At 48.4% G+C, this 17159-nt stretch carries 20 protein-coding genes; 7 read left to right on the forward strand and 13 right to left on the reverse strand.

Annotation, left to right across the window (positions count from 1 at the left end; genetic code table 11):
• A partial coding sequence (locus tag LMG33818_RS04555; protein ID WP_442322185.1) for a hypothetical protein occupies window positions 1-218 on the forward strand: 218 nt, incomplete at its 5' end.
• A gap of 807 nt (window positions 219-1025) precedes the next feature.
• The gene (locus LMG33818_RS04560; RefSeq protein ID WP_442322186.1) at window positions 1026-1556 is read left to right on the forward strand and encodes a hypothetical protein; all 531 of its coding nucleotides are present in this window, start codon (window positions 1026-1028) and stop codon (window positions 1554-1556) included.
• 162 nt (window positions 1557-1718) lie between these two features.
• Here LMG33818_RS04560 and LMG33818_RS04565 read toward each other — a convergent pair whose 3' ends face one another.
• The 3 genes from LMG33818_RS04565 to LMG33818_RS04575 form a co-directional block, all read right to left on the reverse strand.
• On the reverse strand, window positions 1719-2519 hold the full coding sequence (locus LMG33818_RS04565) for a Tim44 domain-containing protein (RefSeq protein ID WP_442322187.1): 801 nt from the start codon (window positions 2517-2519) through the stop codon (window positions 1719-1721).
• Window positions 2520-2572: 53 nt separating this feature from the next.
• A complete protein-coding gene (gene yaaA, locus LMG33818_RS04570; RefSeq protein WP_442322188.1) occupies window positions 2573-3358 on the reverse strand; it encodes a peroxide stress protein YaaA in 786 nt (261 codons plus the stop codon).
• A 188-nt stretch (window positions 3359-3546) separates the two neighbouring features.
• Entirely contained in the window at window positions 3547-4584 is a 1038-nt protein-coding gene (locus LMG33818_RS04575; RefSeq protein WP_442322189.1) for an NADP(H)-dependent aldo-keto reductase, read from the reverse strand.
• Between the two features lie 471 nt (window positions 4585-5055).
• Between LMG33818_RS04575 and LMG33818_RS04580 the strand changes: the two genes are divergently transcribed.
• A complete protein-coding gene (locus LMG33818_RS04580) occupies window positions 5056-5772 on the forward strand; it encodes a hypothetical protein (RefSeq protein WP_442322190.1) in 717 nt (238 codons plus the stop codon).
• Window positions 5773-5810: 38 nt separating this feature from the next.
• Here the strand turns inward: LMG33818_RS04580 and LMG33818_RS04585 are convergent, their stop codons facing one another.
• From LMG33818_RS04585 to LMG33818_RS04600, 4 genes are all read right to left on the reverse strand, one after another.
• A complete protein-coding gene (locus LMG33818_RS04585) occupies window positions 5811-6353 on the reverse strand; it encodes an LOG family protein (protein ID WP_442322191.1) in 543 nt (180 codons plus the stop codon).
• Window positions 6354-6419: 66 nt separating this feature from the next.
• Window positions 6420-6944 (reverse strand): DUF501 domain-containing protein, encoded by a 525-nt coding sequence (locus LMG33818_RS04590; RefSeq protein ID WP_442322192.1) that lies wholly within the window; start codon window positions 6942-6944, stop codon window positions 6420-6422.
• A gap of 61 nt (window positions 6945-7005) precedes the next feature.
• Entirely contained in the window at window positions 7006-7485 is a 480-nt protein-coding gene (gene ybaK, locus LMG33818_RS04595) for a Cys-tRNA(Pro) deacylase (RefSeq protein WP_442322193.1), read from the reverse strand.
• 99 nt (window positions 7486-7584) lie between these two features.
• Window positions 7585-8007: a hypothetical protein gene (locus LMG33818_RS04600; protein ID WP_442322194.1), complete on the reverse strand. Its 423-nt coding sequence runs from the start codon at window positions 8005-8007 to the stop codon at window positions 7585-7587.
• Between the two features lie 149 nt (window positions 8008-8156).
• On the opposite strand from LMG33818_RS04600, the gene LMG33818_RS04605 reads away from it, so the two are divergent.
• Both LMG33818_RS04605 and LMG33818_RS04610 read left to right on the forward strand, forming a co-directional pair.
• Window positions 8157-9311 (forward strand): MalY/PatB family protein, encoded by a 1155-nt coding sequence (locus LMG33818_RS04605; RefSeq protein ID WP_442322195.1) that lies wholly within the window; start codon window positions 8157-8159, stop codon window positions 9309-9311.
• 277 nt (window positions 9312-9588) lie between these two features.
• Entirely contained in the window at window positions 9589-9804 is a 216-nt protein-coding gene (locus LMG33818_RS04610; protein ID WP_442322196.1) for a hypothetical protein, read from the forward strand.
• A gap of 115 nt (window positions 9805-9919) precedes the next feature.
• Here the strand turns inward: LMG33818_RS04610 and LMG33818_RS04615 are convergent, their stop codons facing one another.
• Complete coding sequence (locus LMG33818_RS04615; protein WP_442322197.1) at window positions 9920-10852, reverse strand: tetratricopeptide repeat protein; 933 nt, start codon at window positions 10850-10852, stop codon at window positions 9920-9922.
• 311 nt (window positions 10853-11163) lie between these two features.
• Here LMG33818_RS04615 and trxB point away from each other — a divergent pair, with 311 nt between their 5' ends.
• Window positions 11164-12135: a thioredoxin-disulfide reductase gene (gene trxB / locus LMG33818_RS04620; protein ID WP_442322198.1), complete on the forward strand. Its 972-nt coding sequence runs from the start codon at window positions 11164-11166 to the stop codon at window positions 12133-12135.
• Window positions 12136-12487: 352 nt separating this feature from the next.
• On the opposite strand, the gene LMG33818_RS04625 is transcribed toward trxB, so the two are convergent.
• Window positions 12488-12727, reverse strand: coding sequence for a SlyX family protein (locus LMG33818_RS04625; protein ID WP_442322199.1), 240 nt, complete (start codon window positions 12725-12727; stop codon window positions 12488-12490).
• A gap of 246 nt (window positions 12728-12973) precedes the next feature.
• Between LMG33818_RS04625 and LMG33818_RS04630 the strand changes: the two genes are divergently transcribed.
• Window positions 12974-13450, forward strand: a complete 477-nt coding sequence (locus LMG33818_RS04630; RefSeq protein ID WP_442322200.1) for a cold-shock protein — start codon at window positions 12974-12976, stop codon at window positions 13448-13450.
• A 244-nt stretch (window positions 13451-13694) separates the two neighbouring features.
• Here the strand turns inward: LMG33818_RS04630 and LMG33818_RS04635 are convergent, their stop codons facing one another.
• The 4 genes from LMG33818_RS04635 to LMG33818_RS04650 form a co-directional block, all read right to left on the reverse strand.
• Window positions 13695-14084: a hypothetical protein gene (locus LMG33818_RS04635; protein WP_442322201.1), complete on the reverse strand. Its 390-nt coding sequence runs from the start codon at window positions 14082-14084 to the stop codon at window positions 13695-13697.
• Window positions 14085-14093: 9 nt separating this feature from the next.
• On the reverse strand, window positions 14094-15290 hold the full coding sequence (dapE, locus tag LMG33818_RS04640) for a succinyl-diaminopimelate desuccinylase (protein ID WP_442322202.1): 1197 nt from the start codon (window positions 15288-15290) through the stop codon (window positions 14094-14096).
• Window positions 15291-15537: 247 nt separating this feature from the next.
• Window positions 15538-16560, reverse strand: a complete 1023-nt coding sequence (dapD, locus tag LMG33818_RS04645) for a 2,3,4,5-tetrahydropyridine-2,6-dicarboxylate N-succinyltransferase (protein ID WP_442322203.1) — start codon at window positions 16558-16560, stop codon at window positions 15538-15540.
• A 101-nt stretch (window positions 16561-16661) separates the two neighbouring features.
• Entirely contained in the window at window positions 16662-17030 is a 369-nt protein-coding gene (locus LMG33818_RS04650) for a Spx/MgsR family RNA polymerase-binding regulatory protein (RefSeq protein ID WP_442322204.1), read from the reverse strand.
• Between the last annotated feature and the right edge of the window lie 129 nt (window positions 17031-17159).

Raw genomic sequence — 17159 nt, forward strand, 5'->3', positions numbered from 1 at the left:
TTAGCGCCGATGGTAGTGTGGGGCTTCCCCATGTGAGAGTAGGTCATCGTCAGGCATCTATCCCAGAGAACCCGTTGTGTCGGAAGGCACAGCGGGTTTTCTTTTTGTCTGTAGGAAAATTGCCCGGTACCTCTCATGTTGAGTGTTCTCCCTCCTTTTTATTTCTTTTCTTTCCCTGGGTATCAATGACAGCGTGGTCGTGTGGAGAGTCGGCGTAGACTTACAGGAAGGAGCGCCAGAAAGACTTGACTCATAATTAAATTTATAAAAACGACATGTTTTAGTGACCGGATTTATTGGGAAATAGGGGCTATACTCTCATTCCTATCAGTTTGGTTGGGTGTATCTTCATAAAAGTGGTCCTGTTTGGCATATATATCCAGCTTGTGTAGTCGTTTTGGATATGCAAGGTTTGGAATTTTATAGACCGATTTTATATTTATCGAACGCTTTCCTATATACCCAGGTTATGTTGCCAAGTTTACCTAAAATACACAGATATAATTGGAAAAAATATTATTTGGTATAATGTAACTATTTAAATAATAGGGAATGATGTAGCGTAATCTGGAGAAATAGCAGATATCTCTTCATAAATACCATGCTGGCTATGCATGCATATCTAATATTGAAGAGAGTACAGGTATTGTTTCTATCAGATCTATGTTAAAAATATTCTCATTAGTCAGTTATGTGATTGATATATGGGCCATATTTATGAGAATGAGAGTAATTCTTATGATAGCGGTTATATAACCCATTCGCTTTTCGCATACGAATTAGCTATTACTAGTTGATATACATACTGAAGATATTATTAGCATGTTATTTAATATTCCTTTTCTTTAAACTAAAGTTGTATGTTTCATCTCGGAAGAGTAGCCAAAGCAATACTATACTCTGACTGTATACAATCAGGTGTATATTTTAACGTTAAATTACTTGCTGGTTTGGTAGTTTGATAATATAACTAGTACTGGAAGTTGTACGTTTAGTACGACATTGAACTTGAAGAGAGTATTGTTATGAAAAAATTGCTTGGAACAGTTGCAGCGAGTGTTTTTGTGATCTCGGCCTTGGCAGGATGTAACAAAGCACCCTCCAGTAACGATGCCTCCGATAGCGCATCGCAAGCTTCTCAGTCAGCAAGTAATGCTGCAAATGATGCATCAAGTTCTGCAAGTGATGCAGCAAATGACGCGTCCAACTCTGCCAGCAACGCGGCAGAAAACGCTAAAAATTCAGCAAGCAATGCGGCTGATAGTGCAAGTAACAGTGCTTCCAATGCATATGACAATGCAAAAAATGAAGCTTCTAATGCTGCTGATCATGCTTCTGATGCTGCGCATAATGCAGCACAAAAAGCTTCCGATGCAGCTAGTAAGGCTAAAGACAGTGCCTCTGACGCCGCTGGCAAAGCAAAAGAAAGTGCTTCCAATGCATGGGATAGTGCCAAGGAAGCTGCAAGCAATGCCAAGAAAAGCATTTCCAACTCATTGAGCAGTGATACTTCTACCAATACTAGCGATACCAGCAGCAGCGCTAGCGCTCAATAAGGTGTTTTACTCAGGCTAATGAGTAGCTTGAGTTTCAGGCAAGGGATTGCCACACTGTTTCAAGGCCTATCCTGAAAAGGGTAGGCTTTTTGTTTTAGGTTTCGTTATGGATAAAAAAAAGCGCTCTTATGAGAGCGCTTTTGCTTTACTGAAGAACAGGGATTAGCTGCGTTGCTCAATTCCCTGAATATACCAAGGAGCCTGATCCTGCATTGAGCGTGTCAGGTGCCAAACCTCATTGAATTCGGTCTGTTGGCCATTTTCAATCAAAGTACCTCTGAAGAGCACAGATGCTTCTGCACTTTGTCCCAGCTCTTGGATGCTTGCCAAGTCAGCAAAAAGACGGACAATATCTGTTTTGTTGTTGGCAGGTTGATTGGCCCGCTCTTGTCTCAGCACATTATAAAGAGCCGGGGTCACATAATCCTGAATTTCAGGCAGATTATTATCATCCCAGGCTTTCTGAATGCGGGTGAAATGTTGTTTTGCATCATTCAGGAACCGCTCCCGATCAAACCATGCAGGTACGGGCTGATGTGCTCCACCAGTATTCATCGTATTGAAACCACTGGCTGACTGCTGATTCACGTTATTGCGGTATTGTTGATTGGCAGAGGCATGCGCAGTTGCTGCACGACGTTTGGCGATAAAAGCGATTACAACGAAAGCGATGACGATGATGAGCAGGAAGTCCAGCAAATTAAACCCATGGAATCCGCCGCCAAAAAACAGGGCGCCGAGAAGGCCACCAGCGACCAGTCCGGTAAGAAAGCGGCCATGACCACTCGCAGGGGCTTTTGCGCCAGATTGTACGGGACGGTGTTGCGTTTGATAGTGCGGTGTAGCTGAGCGTGAATAGGTTCCCATACTGCGCCCACCACCGAAGCGTGCTGCATTGGCAGTATCGACAGCGAGGCCAAAGGCCATCAGACCTATCAGCATCGATATAATAAATTGCCGCATAAAAAACTCCTTAAGGTATGCGCGAATCAATATTCTTGTTTAAAGAGTAAGCTTTATTGCTCACCCCGGGTAAAGACCCAATCAGTTTCGTTGGAGAGTGCTGAATCAAATGTGTATCCAGCAATATCGAATCTTTTGAGTGCCTCTGGGTCGTCAAGGTTGTTTTTCAAAATCCACGAGAGCATTTGGCCCCGTGCCTTTTTGGCATAAAAGCTGATGACTTTCAGCTTACCGTTCTTTTCATCCTTAAAAATGGGGGTAATGACAGTACGCTTCAATGCTTTGCGATCAATTACTTTGGAATACTCATTCGAGGCCAGATTGATAAGAACAGGGCTGCCACTTTCATCAATGGCTTTGGTCAAATCCTTTGTTAGACGATCACGCCATACGTCGTAAAGATTATCACCCTCTGTTGTTTTGAGTTTGATCCCCATTTCAAGGCGATAGGGTTGTATCAAATCCAGCGGACGAAGCATGCCATAGAGTCCGGAGAGTATACGAACGTGCTGTTGTGCATTTTCCCATGTTTGTTTATCCAACGCCTTGGCATCCAGCCCTACATATACATCGCCCTGAAAGGCGAAGACTGCCTGGCGTGCAGGATTTTCCCTGGACTTCAGGCTGAAGGGTGGTTTCCATTCTGCATACCGGGCCACGTTCAGTTGTGCGAGCTTATCACTAATATTCATCAACGAAGATAATTCGGCAGGTGATAAGGTCCGCAGTGTCTGAATCAGCTTCTTGCTCTCCTCCAGATACTCGGGTTGGGTGTGTTCCGTAAAGGGAGGTGTTGACTCAAAATCCAGAGTCTTGGCTGGGGAGATAATACTCAGCATGGCAAATCTCTTTATAGGGGAGGTTAGCATTCGCATAGCCCTGATGGCTAATGTCCACCAAGGCTATTAAGGTATAAATAAGTTTGGATACCTGCATATGGCTATTTATAAAAGCTCATAAACAGCTATAGGTACGATTTTTCCATTACGCTATAAAATCAGGATATCCACTCAGTTAATGGATGGCGTCAGGGTGCTGGGTTTGGAATACGCTGATGGACTGCTTCAATCTCATCAAGGACCTCTTGTGACAAACTCAGCGATTCACTGGCAAGGTTGTCGTTCAACTGGGAAAGGGTAGTGGCCCCAATGATGTTGCTCGTCAGAAACGGCCGCGAGTTGACATAGGCCAATGCCATTTGTGCCGGGTCAAGATCATGTTTGCGGGCTATTTCTACATAAGACCATGTCGCTTCTTCGGCTAAGGGTGAATTATAGCGTTGAAACCGTTCAAAGAGTGTCAAACGAGCGTCTTTTGGTTTTTGGCCACCCAGATATTTACCCGAGAGGACACCGAATGCCAAAGGCGAATAAGCCAATAGACCAACATTTTCGCGGTAACTCACTTCTGCCAAACCTACTTCATAGCTTCTGTTCAGCAAATTATAGGGGTTTTGGATGCTGGCAATGCGAGGCAAACCCAGTTTGTCGGCAAGATGCAGAAATGACATGGCACCCCATGCGGTTTCATTTGAGAGCCCGATTGCCCGAACCTTCCCAGCATCGACCAGCGTTTTCAGCGCGCTGAGTGTCTCCTCCAGGGAAATGGCTTCATCATCCTCTTGTGCGGTATAGCCCAACTTGCCAAAAAAATTGGCCTGGCGTTCCGGCCAATGGAGCTGGTAGAGATCCAGATAGTCTGTTTGTAGTCGCTTGAGGCTATCTTCCAATGCACGTGTGATATGTTCAGCATTAAGGCGGGGGCCTCCACGCAAATGTGTCATATTACGGTTAGGCCCAGCCACTTTGGAGGCCAGTACGAGATCATCTCGCTTGCCTCTCTGTTTCAGCCAGCTGCCAATGTAACGTTCAGTGCTGCCTTGCGTCTCTGCTTTGGGCGGTACAGGGTACATTTCCGCGGTATCTATGAAGTTGACGCCAGAATCCAGTGCGCGGTCCAGCTGGTCGTGAGCATCGTTTTCAGTATTTTGCTCCCCAAATGTCATGGTGCCGAGGCATAGGCGACTGACTTGAATGCCGGTATTCCCTAAAGAACGATATTCCATGGTATCTCCTGAAAGATAGTGGTGGGGGAAAACATAAAGACGTGATTACCTTGATGTGTTCACTCTATCGCAAGATGCTATGTGACGTAACAAGAAGAGGGGCCATGATGGTGCTTTTTCATCAAGACCCCGCTGGTAAAGGAAGTGCTGATTGGAAGCCTTTATTAGAAGTAGTTGTTAACAGTATAAAGCCAAAAGGATCAATTGCCGATTGAAGCGGTTTATCTGCAAATTTACATAAAACTATTCATTCTCTTTGCGTTAAGTCTGCATTTCTTGCAAGTAAACTCGTTTCATAAAGAAAAGGACTTTTAACTTTTCTGAAACATTTTTACTTTTTTTTAGTCATATCAAACATTGTTTTAAGGTGAGTGTATTTTAGGCATGTATCTTGCACTTCAGTTATCAGTATCTTAATGAGCCCGCGGTGAATATGTATTGGGCGTCGAGAACAAGTCAAATAATAGAAAGATGTCAAAGCATATGGGTGTTATTGGTTTTTCCAGCCGTTCAGTGATGGTAGCGCGCGTGCTCGGTGATGTGTTCGGGACAGGGATGTTGGGATCAGGAGATCAACGGATGACGTTTGAACAGCGGCTCAAGAAATATGAGTCCCTGCGACAGAGGTGTGATGCTCGCCCTACGTCATTGGAGGGTGCGCCCTCTTATGGTGCAAATAGTCACCCTGCGCTGATTTCTTCCTCCGCGTTACCCGCTATCGTGGATGTTGAGGCATCAGGTTTTGGTCGGGGGAGTTATCCGATTGAAATTGCTATCGCTTTACCTCAGGGAGCTATTGAGTCACGCCTGGTGAAGCCACTGCCGGAATGGACGCATTGGACGGAAGAGGCAGAAGCGCTACACGGTATCAGTCGGGATCAACTATTGCGAGAAGGGACTGAAGTTGAGGAAGTAGCATTGTGGCTTAACAAATGCCTTCAGCTGATTGGTCTGGCATATTCCGACAGCTGGGGATATGACAGTAGCTGGATTGCACGACTCTATAATGACAGTGGTACGGTACAGCGGTTTCGTTTGGATAGTCTGCGTTCGATCCTGACTCAGCATCAGCTTGAGTGCTGGGATACTGTGCGTGCGGCTGTACAACATAATGATGAGATTCGCCGACACAGAGCGGGGGATGATGTTCGTATGCTGCAAAAAACCTTCGCCCTGACACGTATGTAAATAAACGTTCCAAATATCGAATCAGAGCGAATACATGATTATTTGGCTGCAAGCATTCGTGCTAATAGTGATGAAATGTCCGTATCGCAAAAGAGACTGTTGCGCGTCTGTTCATTCAAAAAGCCGTTTTGAACGGTTTCATCCATAAACTTCAATAACGTGTCGTAAAAGCTATTCACATTAAGAAGTCCTACCGGTTTGTCATGGTAATCCAGGTAAGACCATGTCCAGATTTCGAATAATTCCTCGAATGTACCTATGCCTCCGGGTAACGCGATAAATGCATCTGACAACGCGCTCATGCGTGCCTTGCGGGCGTGCATGTCTGTCACACGGATCAATTCAGTCAACCCTGTATGCTGTGCCTCACGTTCTACCAGAGCATCCGGAATAACGCCGACGACTTCCCCTCCCGCCGCCAGGGCACCTTCTGCACAACGTCCCATCAGGCCAACGCGTCCACCGCCATAAACAAGGCGATACCCCTGTTCGGCAATGGTGCGCCCCACCTGTTCGGCGACGTCACCCCACAAGGGGGAATTGCCATCTCGTGATCCCAGATATACACATACACTTGCCATGGGAAGACTCCTTGAAGTTAAAAATAGGCCGGTTATCCCGTTATTGAATAATCGGTACTTCAGTTCTCATCGAATAACCGCTGCGACTTGTGGATAGTGTTTGTCGATCCATGCACCAATAGCATTGTGGGTACTCAGATGATGCGCATACTGAGTGTGTAGACAACGCACCTGTTCCCAATTACTGATTCCCCCCACTCCACGCTCACGTAATGGACGTTCAAATCCGAGCTGCTCAGTTTGTTGCCGGACATCATCCGTCATGTAAAACCAGCGATCCTTTACATAGTCTTTATGGCTACGGGTATAGGCGGCCATCAATTCTGGATCTTCCTGCAGATGCGCCTCTAAAGCTTTGATAACACCCGCTGCTTCCAGGTGGGAAAGTTCCACTTTCAATTCTTCACTACAAAGCCAATAGAGCGTTGGGAAAGGAGCATTTTCAACAATGGAATGCATGCGTAAAGCAAGGGGCGTGCCCTGACTATCGGTGGCTGTTACCGCTTGAATGCCACGGGGAGCCCGACCAAGCTGCTCGGCGATAATATCCAGCTGGTGGGTTGAGGGGGGGTGGTCGACACGGATTAACATGTGTGTGTTCCTGACAAAAAATACAAATAAGAGAGGCGTCGTGGCAAGCACATCCTACTGACTAGGCGTATGTTGCAATGGGCTCGATTTTTGCCTCAATCAACGTGGCAAGGGACCCGGGTGCAATAGCGATTTCCAATCCACGCTGGCCGCCACTGATAAAGATCTCATCCTGCACTGAAGCGGAAGCATCGAGAACCGCTGGGCTCCGTTTTTTCTGACCCAAAGGACTAATACCGCCCACCACGTAACCGGTAATACGTTGAGCCACCTCTGGGGAAGCCATTTTGGCTTTTCTTACACCAAATACACGCGCCACGGCTTTCAAGTCCAGTTGTGCATTCACCGGTACCATGGCGACAGCAAGGTGTTCATTGCCAAGGTCAACCATTAATGTCTTGAAAACTTGTGCCTCTGCCTGCCCCAGTTCGGAGGCGGCTGACTGCCCGTAATGTCCCGAGTGCCCTTCAGCATTGAACTCGATAATGCGATGAGGCACTTTTTGGCGTTCCAATAATGTAATTGCCGGTGTCTTGGCCATGTTGACGCTCGCTTTCCGTGCCCACTGATAGGGAATGAAAAGGTGATAAATGATGATGTAATCAGAAAAACAGTGCTAGTGCGCTGAATGAGGCCTATTTTACAGTAATCGCTGCTGCTTCACATCTTCCCAGGCGAGAGAAACCCAAGGCGCCAACTCTTTCTTCAAATGAAGGGGGAGAGCCATAACAGCCGCTGCTTCCGAATCGAAGGATTTGATACGCAGCCATAAATAGGCCCAGGCAGCATGCTCTTCTGGCAGCTCGGGCTGAGGCTTTTGTGGCATTTGCAACATTAGGAACAGGGCGGTTTTCGCTAACCACAATGGGGGCGTCATTCGGGTATATTGTTGGAGCTCTTCAGGGGTAGGGTTGGCTTCAGGGCCGCCTAAATTGGCCAGCCGAGCGGTGTCTCCCAGAATCATGACAAGCTGCTGTGGAGACGCGTTGGCCAGTCCCACCATCCGCCGTACCACCAACGGCCATCCGCTGACAGCTTCGGAATAAAATGGGCGTGGATTCATTTATAAATGCCTTGGAAAGAGATAGCCTGATGGATTAGTTTATCGTATTGATCGCGCATTGTGTGTGAATTGCGGTATTAACGAGTTCGTACAACGTTCATGACTTTATGTGATCACCCTCTCCACAATAACAAACAGGATATTTCGGAATGCAGTTTGATTTTACTTCGCTGACGGATCGACGCCGTTACCCTTCAAAAAAATGGACGTTGTATGAACAGGATGTCCTTCCGTTGTGGGTAGCCGATATGGATTTTCCTGTCGCACCGGTGATCAGTGAAGCATTGACAGAGCAGATTGAAAAGCAGCCTACCTTCGGTTATGTAGCCCCCACTGCCTCATTGCAACAGGCGCTGTGCGACTGGAGCCTGACACACTATCACTGGCAAATTGAAACGCAGTGGCAATGTTGGCTTCCGGGGGTGGTGCCTGCATTACACATGGCAGCCATGGCACTTACTGAACCGGATGAAGAGTTGCTGGTGCTCCCCCCAATCTATCCGCCGTTTCTTTCGGTAGGCAAGCATACCGGGCGTCCCATGCGGACTGTGCCATTGCGTGAACCTACTTCGGAAGATCCGTGGTGGCGATTGGATCGCGATGCTCTGGAAAAAAGTGTGACGCCCAAAACGCGTATGTTGTTGTGGTGTAATCCGCACAATCCGACGGGGCGTGTGTTTGATCACGAAGAACTTGAGTGGTTAGGGGATTTTGTTGAACGTCATGACCTCTTGGTGTGTTCCGATGAGCTGCACTGTGATCTTCTGCTGGATGAACAGGCGCAGCATGTTCCTCTTGCGAGCCTGAGCAATACCCTTGCTGCACGAACCATTACACTGTGGGCGGCAAGTAAAACCTTCAATATTGCCGGACTGACCTGTGCATGTGCCGTGATTCCAGATCCGGCGTTGCGGGCGCGTTTTAATCAGCAATCGGCAGGATTGCAGCCATCGCATAATATCCTTGGGCTAGTCGCTACTGAAGCGGCTTATAGTCAGGGGGAACCCTGGCGGCAAGCCTTGTTGGATGTTCTTCGTTCAAACAGTCAGCTGCTGGCAGAGCATGTGGCGAAGTGGCCAGATGCCGTTATGATTCCTCCGCAGGGGTCGTATCTGGCATGGGTTGACCTACGGAAAGCCTCCCTCGGTGAGCCCCCTCAAAAAGCGTTGCTTGATAAAGCGAGAGTCGGGCTTTCAGATGGTGCTGACTTTGGCGCCCCGGGTTTTGTCCGTATTAATCTTGCGACGCAACAGGTACGTTTAAGGGAAGCACTGGAGCGTATGGATGGACTTCTTGAGAAATAAACGCGTCCAAATAGCTTAGGTATGTCGAACGGTGGGCTCTGTAGTTTTACTCGTCTTGTTTGAAGAGCCCTACCTGTATAGGAGAAGGTAGAAAATAGGAGGAGGTAGAAACCTTTATTCAACCTTTAAAATAGGGAAAAGGCACTGTTCTTTTGAAACTTATTCGTGATTCCTTTTTCCAACGCGAGGTATGTTGAGTATCAGCGTATCTGGTTCTGGAATACATGATGCTGATTCCATGAGCACAAATGAATGCATGCATCATGGAGCAAATGGGATGACACATCGTTCAAAATACGGATTACGTCGCGTGGCGGTAGGCGTGGCGGTATTGGTCGCACTATCCGGGTGTGAGGCTTCGCCTGTATTGGAAAAAAAAGAAGGTAGAGCTGGCTGCCGAGTGCATAAAAATGTGAGCGGTATTGAAAGAGTAGCGCTTGAGCGATCAGGCTGTTATTCAGAGGCCAAGGGCGGCGTTAAATTTGGGTGGTAGCTTCCGTGATTTTGCGCTGATATCCCGCCTCTGAAACCGCCTCGTTTGCAAACAAGGCGGTTTTTACGTCATGCCTTCCCTTAGTGATAGGCGTGCTCGCTAGTTTACATTGGGATCAGTAAAGAAGGGCGAACATTTTGCGTCTGTAAGCGATGGTAAGAGGATCGTCATTACCCAAGGCTTCAAATACACGGAGTAGTGTTTTCCTCGGTGCATCATCATTGTAATGGGGGTCACTTTTCATCAGTTGGATAAGTGCCTCCAATCCCTCTTCATACTGGCCCTCAGCAATCGATCGAAGTGCACGTTTGAAGTGTGCCTCACTATCCTGACGATCTCCCAGTGCCTGTACTTCCTCTTGAGAAGGGGCTTCACTGGCAAACTGAAGGCGTGTTTTCAACGCTTTGGCACGGGGTTCGGATTGCTGATCAGTGGGTAAACTGTTCAACCAGGCCTGTGCTTCATCAGTATTCCCTTCAGAGGCATAGGTTTCAGCAATACCCAGTGGATGATCCGCTACGTTGGGCTCTGATTCCATCAGTTGTTTGTAGATCTGGCGAGCCTGTTCGTATTGGCCTGCCGCTTGTGCCTGTTTAGCCTGTTCGGTTAGCGGTATCCCTGCATCTTTTGGTGCTTCTACATATTGGCCGAGCCATTTACGAATCTGGCTTTCGGGTAGCGCGCCCTGAAACTGATCATAAAGCTGGCCCTGCACAATCAGTTTGACGTCAGGTACCGAGGTGATGCCCAGCTGAGAGGTAATTTGTGGATAGGCCTTGGCGTCCAGGCGTGCCAATGTAAAACCACCATGATATTCATTGGCGAGTGTTTCCAGGGTCGCATTCAGTTGTTGGCAATCTTCACTTTGCGGATCCCATGATTGCAGGAGCACTGCGCCCTTCATCGAGCCTTCCAACACAACCTGTTGGAAATTCTTCAGGTCAACATCAACGCTATAACTCTTTTGCGTATTACTTCCCTGAGTGGGACCGGCATCGGCCGTACCACTGGTCAGGGGAGCCCCCGTACGTGGATCAACAATGGGCATGTGGAATTACCTTTTCTACGCCACACTCAGCCTTGGCTGAGCATGGAAACCTTTGGAAATATGGATTACCTCTTAAATGCTGTCGATAGCGCTTAAAATCAACCCTTTCATGTAAAAACTTGATGTTGGAAAGTCGAGCCGGATGGGGGAAACAAGTGTCAATGGTCAAGGCATGGCGCAAGATTTAAACTATTGCTTCCATAAAGTATTTAAAGGCACTCAATCGTGATCTGGACTTGCAGCCGGGCGATCGTTTGATTAACGTCTATCACATTCCAGTTTTTTAAACGCATATGCGTAATGAGGCAACCATGTCCAATGTAGTTCACCGTTCACTGATTATTCTGGGTTCAGGGCCTGCAGGCTATTCTGCTGCAGTGTATGCCGCCCGTGCCAACCTGAAACCGATGCTGATTACGGGCGTAGAGGTGGGCGGTCAGCTTACCACGACCACTGAGGTCGATAATTGGCCCGGTGATGATGCCGGGGTCCAGGGCCCGGAGTTGATGGAACGTATGCGGCGCCATGCCGAGCGCTTCGATACCGAAATCGTTCATGACTATATTACCGAAGCCGTGTTAACCGAACGCCCATTTTCACTGAAAGGGGGGGACACGATATATCAGTGCGATGCATTGATTATAGCGACCGGGGCGTCAGCGCTTTATCTGGGGCTAGAATCCGAAGCACGTTTCCGGGGGCAAGGGGTATCTGCCTGCGCTACGTGTGATGGTTTTTTCTATCGTAATCAGGAAGTGGTCGTCGTTGGAGGGGGCAATACAGCAGTTGAGGAAGCGTTGTATCTCTCCAATGTCGCTTCCAAGGTGACGCTGGTTCATCGTCGTGACTCTCTCAAGGCAGAAAAGATTTTGCAGAAGCAGTTCTTCGACAAGGTGGAGAACGGTAATATCGAGGTGCTGTGGAATCATGAAATTGATGAAGTCGTGGGGGACCAGTCTGGCGTTACAGGCGTTAAGGTCCGTTCATGCATTGATGGCACTGTCTCCGATATTCAGGCGCCCGGGCTCTTCGTCGCTATTGGCCATAAGCCGAATACGGACATTTTTGCGGGCCAACTGGAAATGACCAACGGGTATATCGAGGTGGCTTCCGGCACGCAGGGAAACGCGACACAAACCAGTATTCCCGGTGTATTTGCAGCAGGGGATGTGGCAGATTCCATTTATCGACAGGCGATTACGTCGGCTGGTAGTGGATGCATGGCTGCACTGGATGCAGAGCGTTTCATCGACAGCCTGGACCCTTCTGTCCCCCATGCCTGATTGATTCATTCCTGGCAACGCACGCCATAGTGATATTTTCCCTGATCACTATGGTGTTGCTGATACAGCGTTGCTTGGCAGGCATATTCTATCTGTTGCATATAAATACAGGAAAAGGCCTTGCTTGTGATAGGCAAGGTCTTTCTACATCAAGATTATTTCCACTCGTCATTCTTTCCCAACACAATGCCTTCCTACTCTAGTGGCATGACTCTGTGCCGAATACATCAACGATGGTGGGGGCATGTTAGAACTGTGTTGATGTTATTACCGTCGATGAAGGGACCGATGGTGCAGAAATCCATAATCCAGTAATAGATGTAGGAGCGATAACAGCATGGATTGTGGATGCTCAATAGTGGGGTGGCCGCTCGTCCTCTGCGCGCCATTCCTGTGCCTGATTCATGCTGTCACGTTGTTCTCTAAGACGTTCGCTTAATAATTGATTAACGCGCTTGAGAGTTTCTATTTCTTTCTCTTGCTCAATTATTCTGGTGTCCAGCTTTTCAAGCCAGTCCTCCTGATAAGTGATGCGCATTTCCAATGCTTCGATTCTTGCGTCCTGTTGTTCAAGCAGGTCTTGTTTTTGCATGTTACTATTCCTGTAATGGCTCTTGACTCGAGGGCCATTGTCGCAAGGGTATGTGTGTATCAACATCGTATAAGTGAAGAGATGATAGCGTGTTTTATTGATAGGGTCGTCTTTTGTATTACCCCATCATCACTTCATTTGTTAAGTAACGAGTTCCAATTACGGATTGTGGTACCGATAGGTGTCATTTGCCTTGCGATCAGGGTTCTTTTTTATTAATCATGTTTGAATGAGAGAAACATTGTAATGAGTTCCAAATCATTTTTACGCTGTCTTGCTGTCAGTGTCCTTTTTGCACTGTTAGCACCGCCTCTGATTGGTTTCCTTGTCTCGCTGCCTCAGCGCCAGTTGTATTCCCAATGGCTGGATGGCGTGGCTGCGCATGGTCATGATGGAGGTTTGTTTCACTTGTACCTGATGGCCTTTGTCGGCGCTTTCATTGTGCTGATAATAGCCACATTGATTGTCCAATGGAGTACTCCTCGAAAAACAACGATCCCCGAGTTGGAAGATGATGACCGTGAGGCCGGTGTGGTCAAATGGTTTAACGTCAATAAAGGATATGGTTTTATCACTCGAGAAGGCGGTGACGATGTTTTCGTCCACTTCCGTGCTATTCGTGGTAATGGCCATCGTACGTTGGTAGAAGGGCAGCGTGTTCGTTATTACGCTGTTGAAAATGACCGCGGTATTCAGGCGGAAGATGTAACGGTTATTACCTGATCTTGTAATGACATGGCCTGGTGCCTCTTTCCGGGGTATGCCTTTATAGCTTCGGTTGGGCGCCCTATGAAGGGCATGTGAGTGTGAGGTTATGGGATGGTAAGATTTATAAGATAGAGAACTTCAGGCTTGCCTGGAATAATGTAAAATAATAAAGAAACCCCCGGCAGTCATGGCGACTACCGGGGTTTTTGTTTATATAGGCACGCAGCAACCCATATATTATGCAATCAAGAGGGAATTTCTATTGGGCTGGGTCTGGCCATTCGATAACTGTCTCTTCTCCATTGGGTTGAAGACACATGAAGCGGTCAGGTTCATCCCCCGGATGCCAGCCTCCCAATGAACAGCGGACTTCTACCTTTAAATGGACATTAATGTCTCGTGCCAAGTCGATATCCCGTGGCCACGGTGAGTGTGGGCTATCAATCCACAAGCTGGCAAAGCCATCGGCGACCGAGGCCATCACTAAAACAGGAAGTCCAACACCCTCGAACTCACCACGGCCACGCCATTTGTTTTTCCCTGTGCTGGCTAGCTCTGCACCGATTCGCTCCAGAATCCACGCTCTTAGCGCATCAATATCCAATGGGGCGAAATACACCTCAATATCAGGGTAGCGTTCGACAGTCATAAGTGTCCTTCAAGCGGCAAATAGCCTGGCGATAATGGATTCATATATATCACGTAGTGAATCAAGCTCACTGGCCCTGATACGTTCATCCACCTGATGAATGGTAGCATTGACTGGCCCCAATTCGATGACCTGTGCGCCCAGTGTTGCGATAAAACGGCCATCGGAGGTTCCACCGGATGTAGAGAGCTCGGGTACTTGCCCCGTGTGTTCGGATACGGCAGCCACGGCAGCATTCAGTAGATCTCCGGGCTCGGTCAGGAAGGGGGCGCCAGAGACTTTCCATTCCAGATGATAATCCGTGCCTTCGGTTAATCCATGCGATGCGAAAATGGCATGTGTACGTTGCTGCAAGGAGCCACTGGTGCTTTCTGTCGAGAAACGGAAATTGAAGCGGATATGGGCTTCTCCCGGAACGACGTTGTCTGTACCCGTCCCTGACTGGAAATTGGAGACTTGAAAGGTGGTGGCCGGAAAGAAACGGTTACCGTTGTCCCATTGTTCTGCAATCAGATCCGTCAGTACTGGGGCAATCATGTGAATCGGATTGCGCGCCTTGTGAGGATAAGCAACATGCCCTTGCAAGCCAATAACAGTCAAATAACCGGACATGGAACCACGACGGCCATTCTTGATAACATCACCTACCGTTTCCGTGCTGGAGGGCTCACCGACAATACAATAATCAATAGGCTCCCCACGTTCGGCAAACTGACGAACGACCTCACGAGTGCCAAACAGGGCAGGGCCTTCTTCATCACTGGTGAGGAGCAGGGCCAGCCGCCCTGTATGGTCTGGCGTATGGCGGACATACTCTTCCAACGCAACGACCATGGAAGCCACACTGCCTTTCATGTCAGAGGCGCCACGGCCCCGCAAATACCCTTCATCATCGATACTTGCTTCAAATGGTGGGGTATGCCATTGCGTTTCGGGGCCACTGGGGACGACATCAGTGTGTCCGGCAAAAACCAGCGTTCTTCCTTCTCCATGGGTCGCCCATAGATTGGTGACTCCTTCAAGATTGATCCATTCGATCGTGAAGCCGACTTTTTCCAGCCGTTCCGCGATGACGGCCTGACATCCACAGTCCTCGGGAGAAACGGAAGGCCGTGAAATAAGGTCACAGGCCAACGCCAATGTCGGGCTCAGGGATGCCGGATCAATGTGAGCAGCCGGGTATCCGGATGAAGTGTTCTCTGACATGAAAGAGCGCCTTGGTAGGTCCCCCTGTAGGGAGGGACATCATCAGTAACGGTATTTTTTAAATGCTATCGTCTTGAACGGTGTTGTTCGTAAAGAGTACTTCGTCCAAAAAGTGGTGATTTACTCTTTATAGCCCAGTGGGCGGACACCCTGGAAGGTGTGTACATTGGGGGTTCTTCCTCTGCGTACACCCTTCCGGATAGAGTTTCCGATGTTGAAAGAATCTCACAGGTTGAAAGTGGATATCTTAATTATTGCTGTGAAGTGCATCATTCAAAACGATAGCAGATTTGTTAATACGACACTCAACGCGTCCTGAAACAGAGTGGCGAATGAACAGCATGTCGGACTGACCGGCCAGATCACGCGCACTGACAACCTTGACCTCTTTCCCTTCTGCATCAATAACCGTTACCTTGGTACCGGCAGTAATGTACAGGCCCGCTTCGATAGTGCAGCGGTCACCCAAAGGAATACCACAGCCTGCATTGGCGCCGATCAGGCAGTTTTCACCAAACGAAAGAACGATACCGCCGCCACCCGAGAGCGTACCCATGGTTGAGCAACCCGCCCCCAAGTCTGAATGAGCACCGACGAAAACACCGGCAGAAATACGGCCTTCTACCATATTGGGGCCTTCCGTGCCGGCGTTGAAGTTACAGAAACCTTCGTGCATGACCGTAGTTCCTTCACCCAGATAGGCGCCCAGGCGAATACGGATCGCATCCCCAATACGAACGCCGGTGGGTACCACATAATCCGTCATTTTCGGGAATTTATCGACAGATGTAACGCTGATGGTACGGCCTTCCAGACGGGCCTGTAATTGGCGTTCGGTCAGCTCTTCAATATCGATCGGGCCTTCAGACGTCCAGGCTACGTTTTTCAATACACCGAAAATGCCATCCAGCTTTGTACCATGAGGCTTGACCAGACGGTGAGAAAGCAGCTGCAATTTCAGGTAGGCTTCAGGAACACTCTCTGGTGCAACATCTTCCTCAAGAAAAACGGCTACCAAGGGCTTCTGACTGTTGCTCAGTGATTCTGCCAGTTGTGCTTGAGCATTATTGCCTGCACCCCGCAGAGCGGCTGCCAGTTCCTGACATTGTGTATGGTTGAAAGGAACGACGCGGTCATTAGTGTTACCCAGTGCGCGGCGAGCTTCCTTGACCGGTGCTACATCCGGCGAAAGTAGGGGAGAGGGGAAATAAACCTCGAGCCATTCCCCTTTTTTGTTTTGGGTGCCAATACCAAGTGCGAAACTGAACATGTTGAATCCTTACCAATTAATATTATCAGCGCCTGAATACGATACCCCCTGTTCAGGCAGGCTATGTGTATGTGCGGGGCCGGCGACGAACAGTGAGCCGATCAGACCAGTGTCTTGTAGGCTTGTTCATCCAGCCCGACAACCAGTGATTTGCCATCATCCAATAGCGGCCGCTTTAGCAGCGTTGGGTGCTGAATAGCGAGTGCTTCCGCGCTCTTTTGGGAAGTGAGGGATGCCTTTTCTTCATCAGAGAGCTGCCGCCAGGTGGTGCTACGCTTGTTGATCAACGTTTCCCAAGGGGCTTGGTCGAAGAAGTGCTGTACCAGTGAGGTCGAGAGCTGTCCGTTATGTCGGGCGGCTTCTTCGCGTAGATCAGTAAAGGTATAATCCACCTTCAATGCATCCAGTAGTTTGCGTGCCTTGCGGCAGGTATCGCAGGCGTTGAGCCCGTAGAGTTTTATTGATGACATATGAACTCCCATGCGGCCTGTTTTTTCAATGTTGAAGTAATCACAATCAACACGATTCATGGCTACCTTACTGATGATGACTGACGTGTTCTTTCTCTTTCTGAAGACGATTGCCTTGTAGAGACGATT

Source organism: Cernens ardua, assembly GCF_051251085.1.
GTDB classification, from domain to species: Bacteria; Pseudomonadota; Gammaproteobacteria; order Pseudomonadales; family Halomonadaceae; genus Cernens; species Cernens ardua.

Bases quoted from the DNA above. Each gene is read 5' to 3' on its own strand.
- LMG33818_RS04580 (WP_442322190.1), top strand. From the start codon at position 5,056: ATGTCAAAGCATATGGGTGTTATTGGTTTTTCCAGCCGTTCAGTGATG.
- LMG33818_RS04615 (WP_442322197.1), bottom strand. From the start codon at position 10,852: ATGCCCATTGTTGATCCACGTACGGGGGCTCCCCTGACCAGTGGTACG.
- dapE (WP_442322202.1), bottom strand. From the start codon at position 15,290: ATGTCAGAGAACACTTCATCCGGATACCCGGCTGCTCACATTGATCCG.
- ybaK (WP_442322193.1), bottom strand. From the start codon at position 7,485: ATGGCCAAGACACCGGCAATTACATTATTGGAACGCCAAAAAGTGCCT.
- LMG33818_RS04560 (WP_442322186.1), top strand. From the start codon at position 1,026: ATGAAAAAATTGCTTGGAACAGTTGCAGCGAGTGTTTTTGTGATCTCG.
- dapD (WP_442322203.1), bottom strand. From the start codon at position 16,560: ATGTTCAGTTTCGCACTTGGTATTGGCACCCAAAACAAAAAAGGGGAA.
- LMG33818_RS04565 (WP_442322187.1), bottom strand. From the start codon at position 2,519: ATGCGGCAATTTATTATATCGATGCTGATAGGTCTGATGGCCTTTGGC.
- LMG33818_RS04590 (WP_442322192.1), bottom strand. From the start codon at position 6,944: ATGTTAATCCGTGTCGACCACCCCCCCTCAACCCACCAGCTGGATATT.
- LMG33818_RS04585 (WP_442322191.1), bottom strand. From the start codon at position 6,353: ATGGCAAGTGTATGTGTATATCTGGGATCACGAGATGGCAATTCCCCC.
- trxB (WP_442322198.1), top strand. From the start codon at position 11,164: ATGTCCAATGTAGTTCACCGTTCACTGATTATTCTGGGTTCAGGGCCT.
- LMG33818_RS04650 (WP_442322204.1), bottom strand. From the start codon at position 17,030: ATGTCATCAATAAAACTCTACGGGCTCAACGCCTGCGATACCTGCCGC.
- yaaA (WP_442322188.1), bottom strand. From the start codon at position 3,358: ATGCTGAGTATTATCTCCCCAGCCAAGACTCTGGATTTTGAGTCAACA.
- LMG33818_RS04600 (WP_442322194.1), bottom strand. From the start codon at position 8,007: ATGAATCCACGCCCATTTTATTCCGAAGCTGTCAGCGGATGGCCGTTG.
- LMG33818_RS04625 (WP_442322199.1), bottom strand. From the start codon at position 12,727: ATGCAAAAACAAGACCTGCTTGAACAACAGGACGCAAGAATCGAAGCA.
- LMG33818_RS04630 (WP_442322200.1), top strand. From the start codon at position 12,974: ATGAGTTCCAAATCATTTTTACGCTGTCTTGCTGTCAGTGTCCTTTTT.
- LMG33818_RS04635 (WP_442322201.1), bottom strand. From the start codon at position 14,084: ATGACTGTCGAACGCTACCCTGATATTGAGGTGTATTTCGCCCCATTG.
- LMG33818_RS04610 (WP_442322196.1), top strand. From the start codon at position 9,589: ATGACACATCGTTCAAAATACGGATTACGTCGCGTGGCGGTAGGCGTG.
- LMG33818_RS04605 (WP_442322195.1), top strand. From the start codon at position 8,157: ATGCAGTTTGATTTTACTTCGCTGACGGATCGACGCCGTTACCCTTCA.
- LMG33818_RS04575 (WP_442322189.1), bottom strand. From the start codon at position 4,584: ATGGAATATCGTTCTTTAGGGAATACCGGCATTCAAGTCAGTCGCCTA.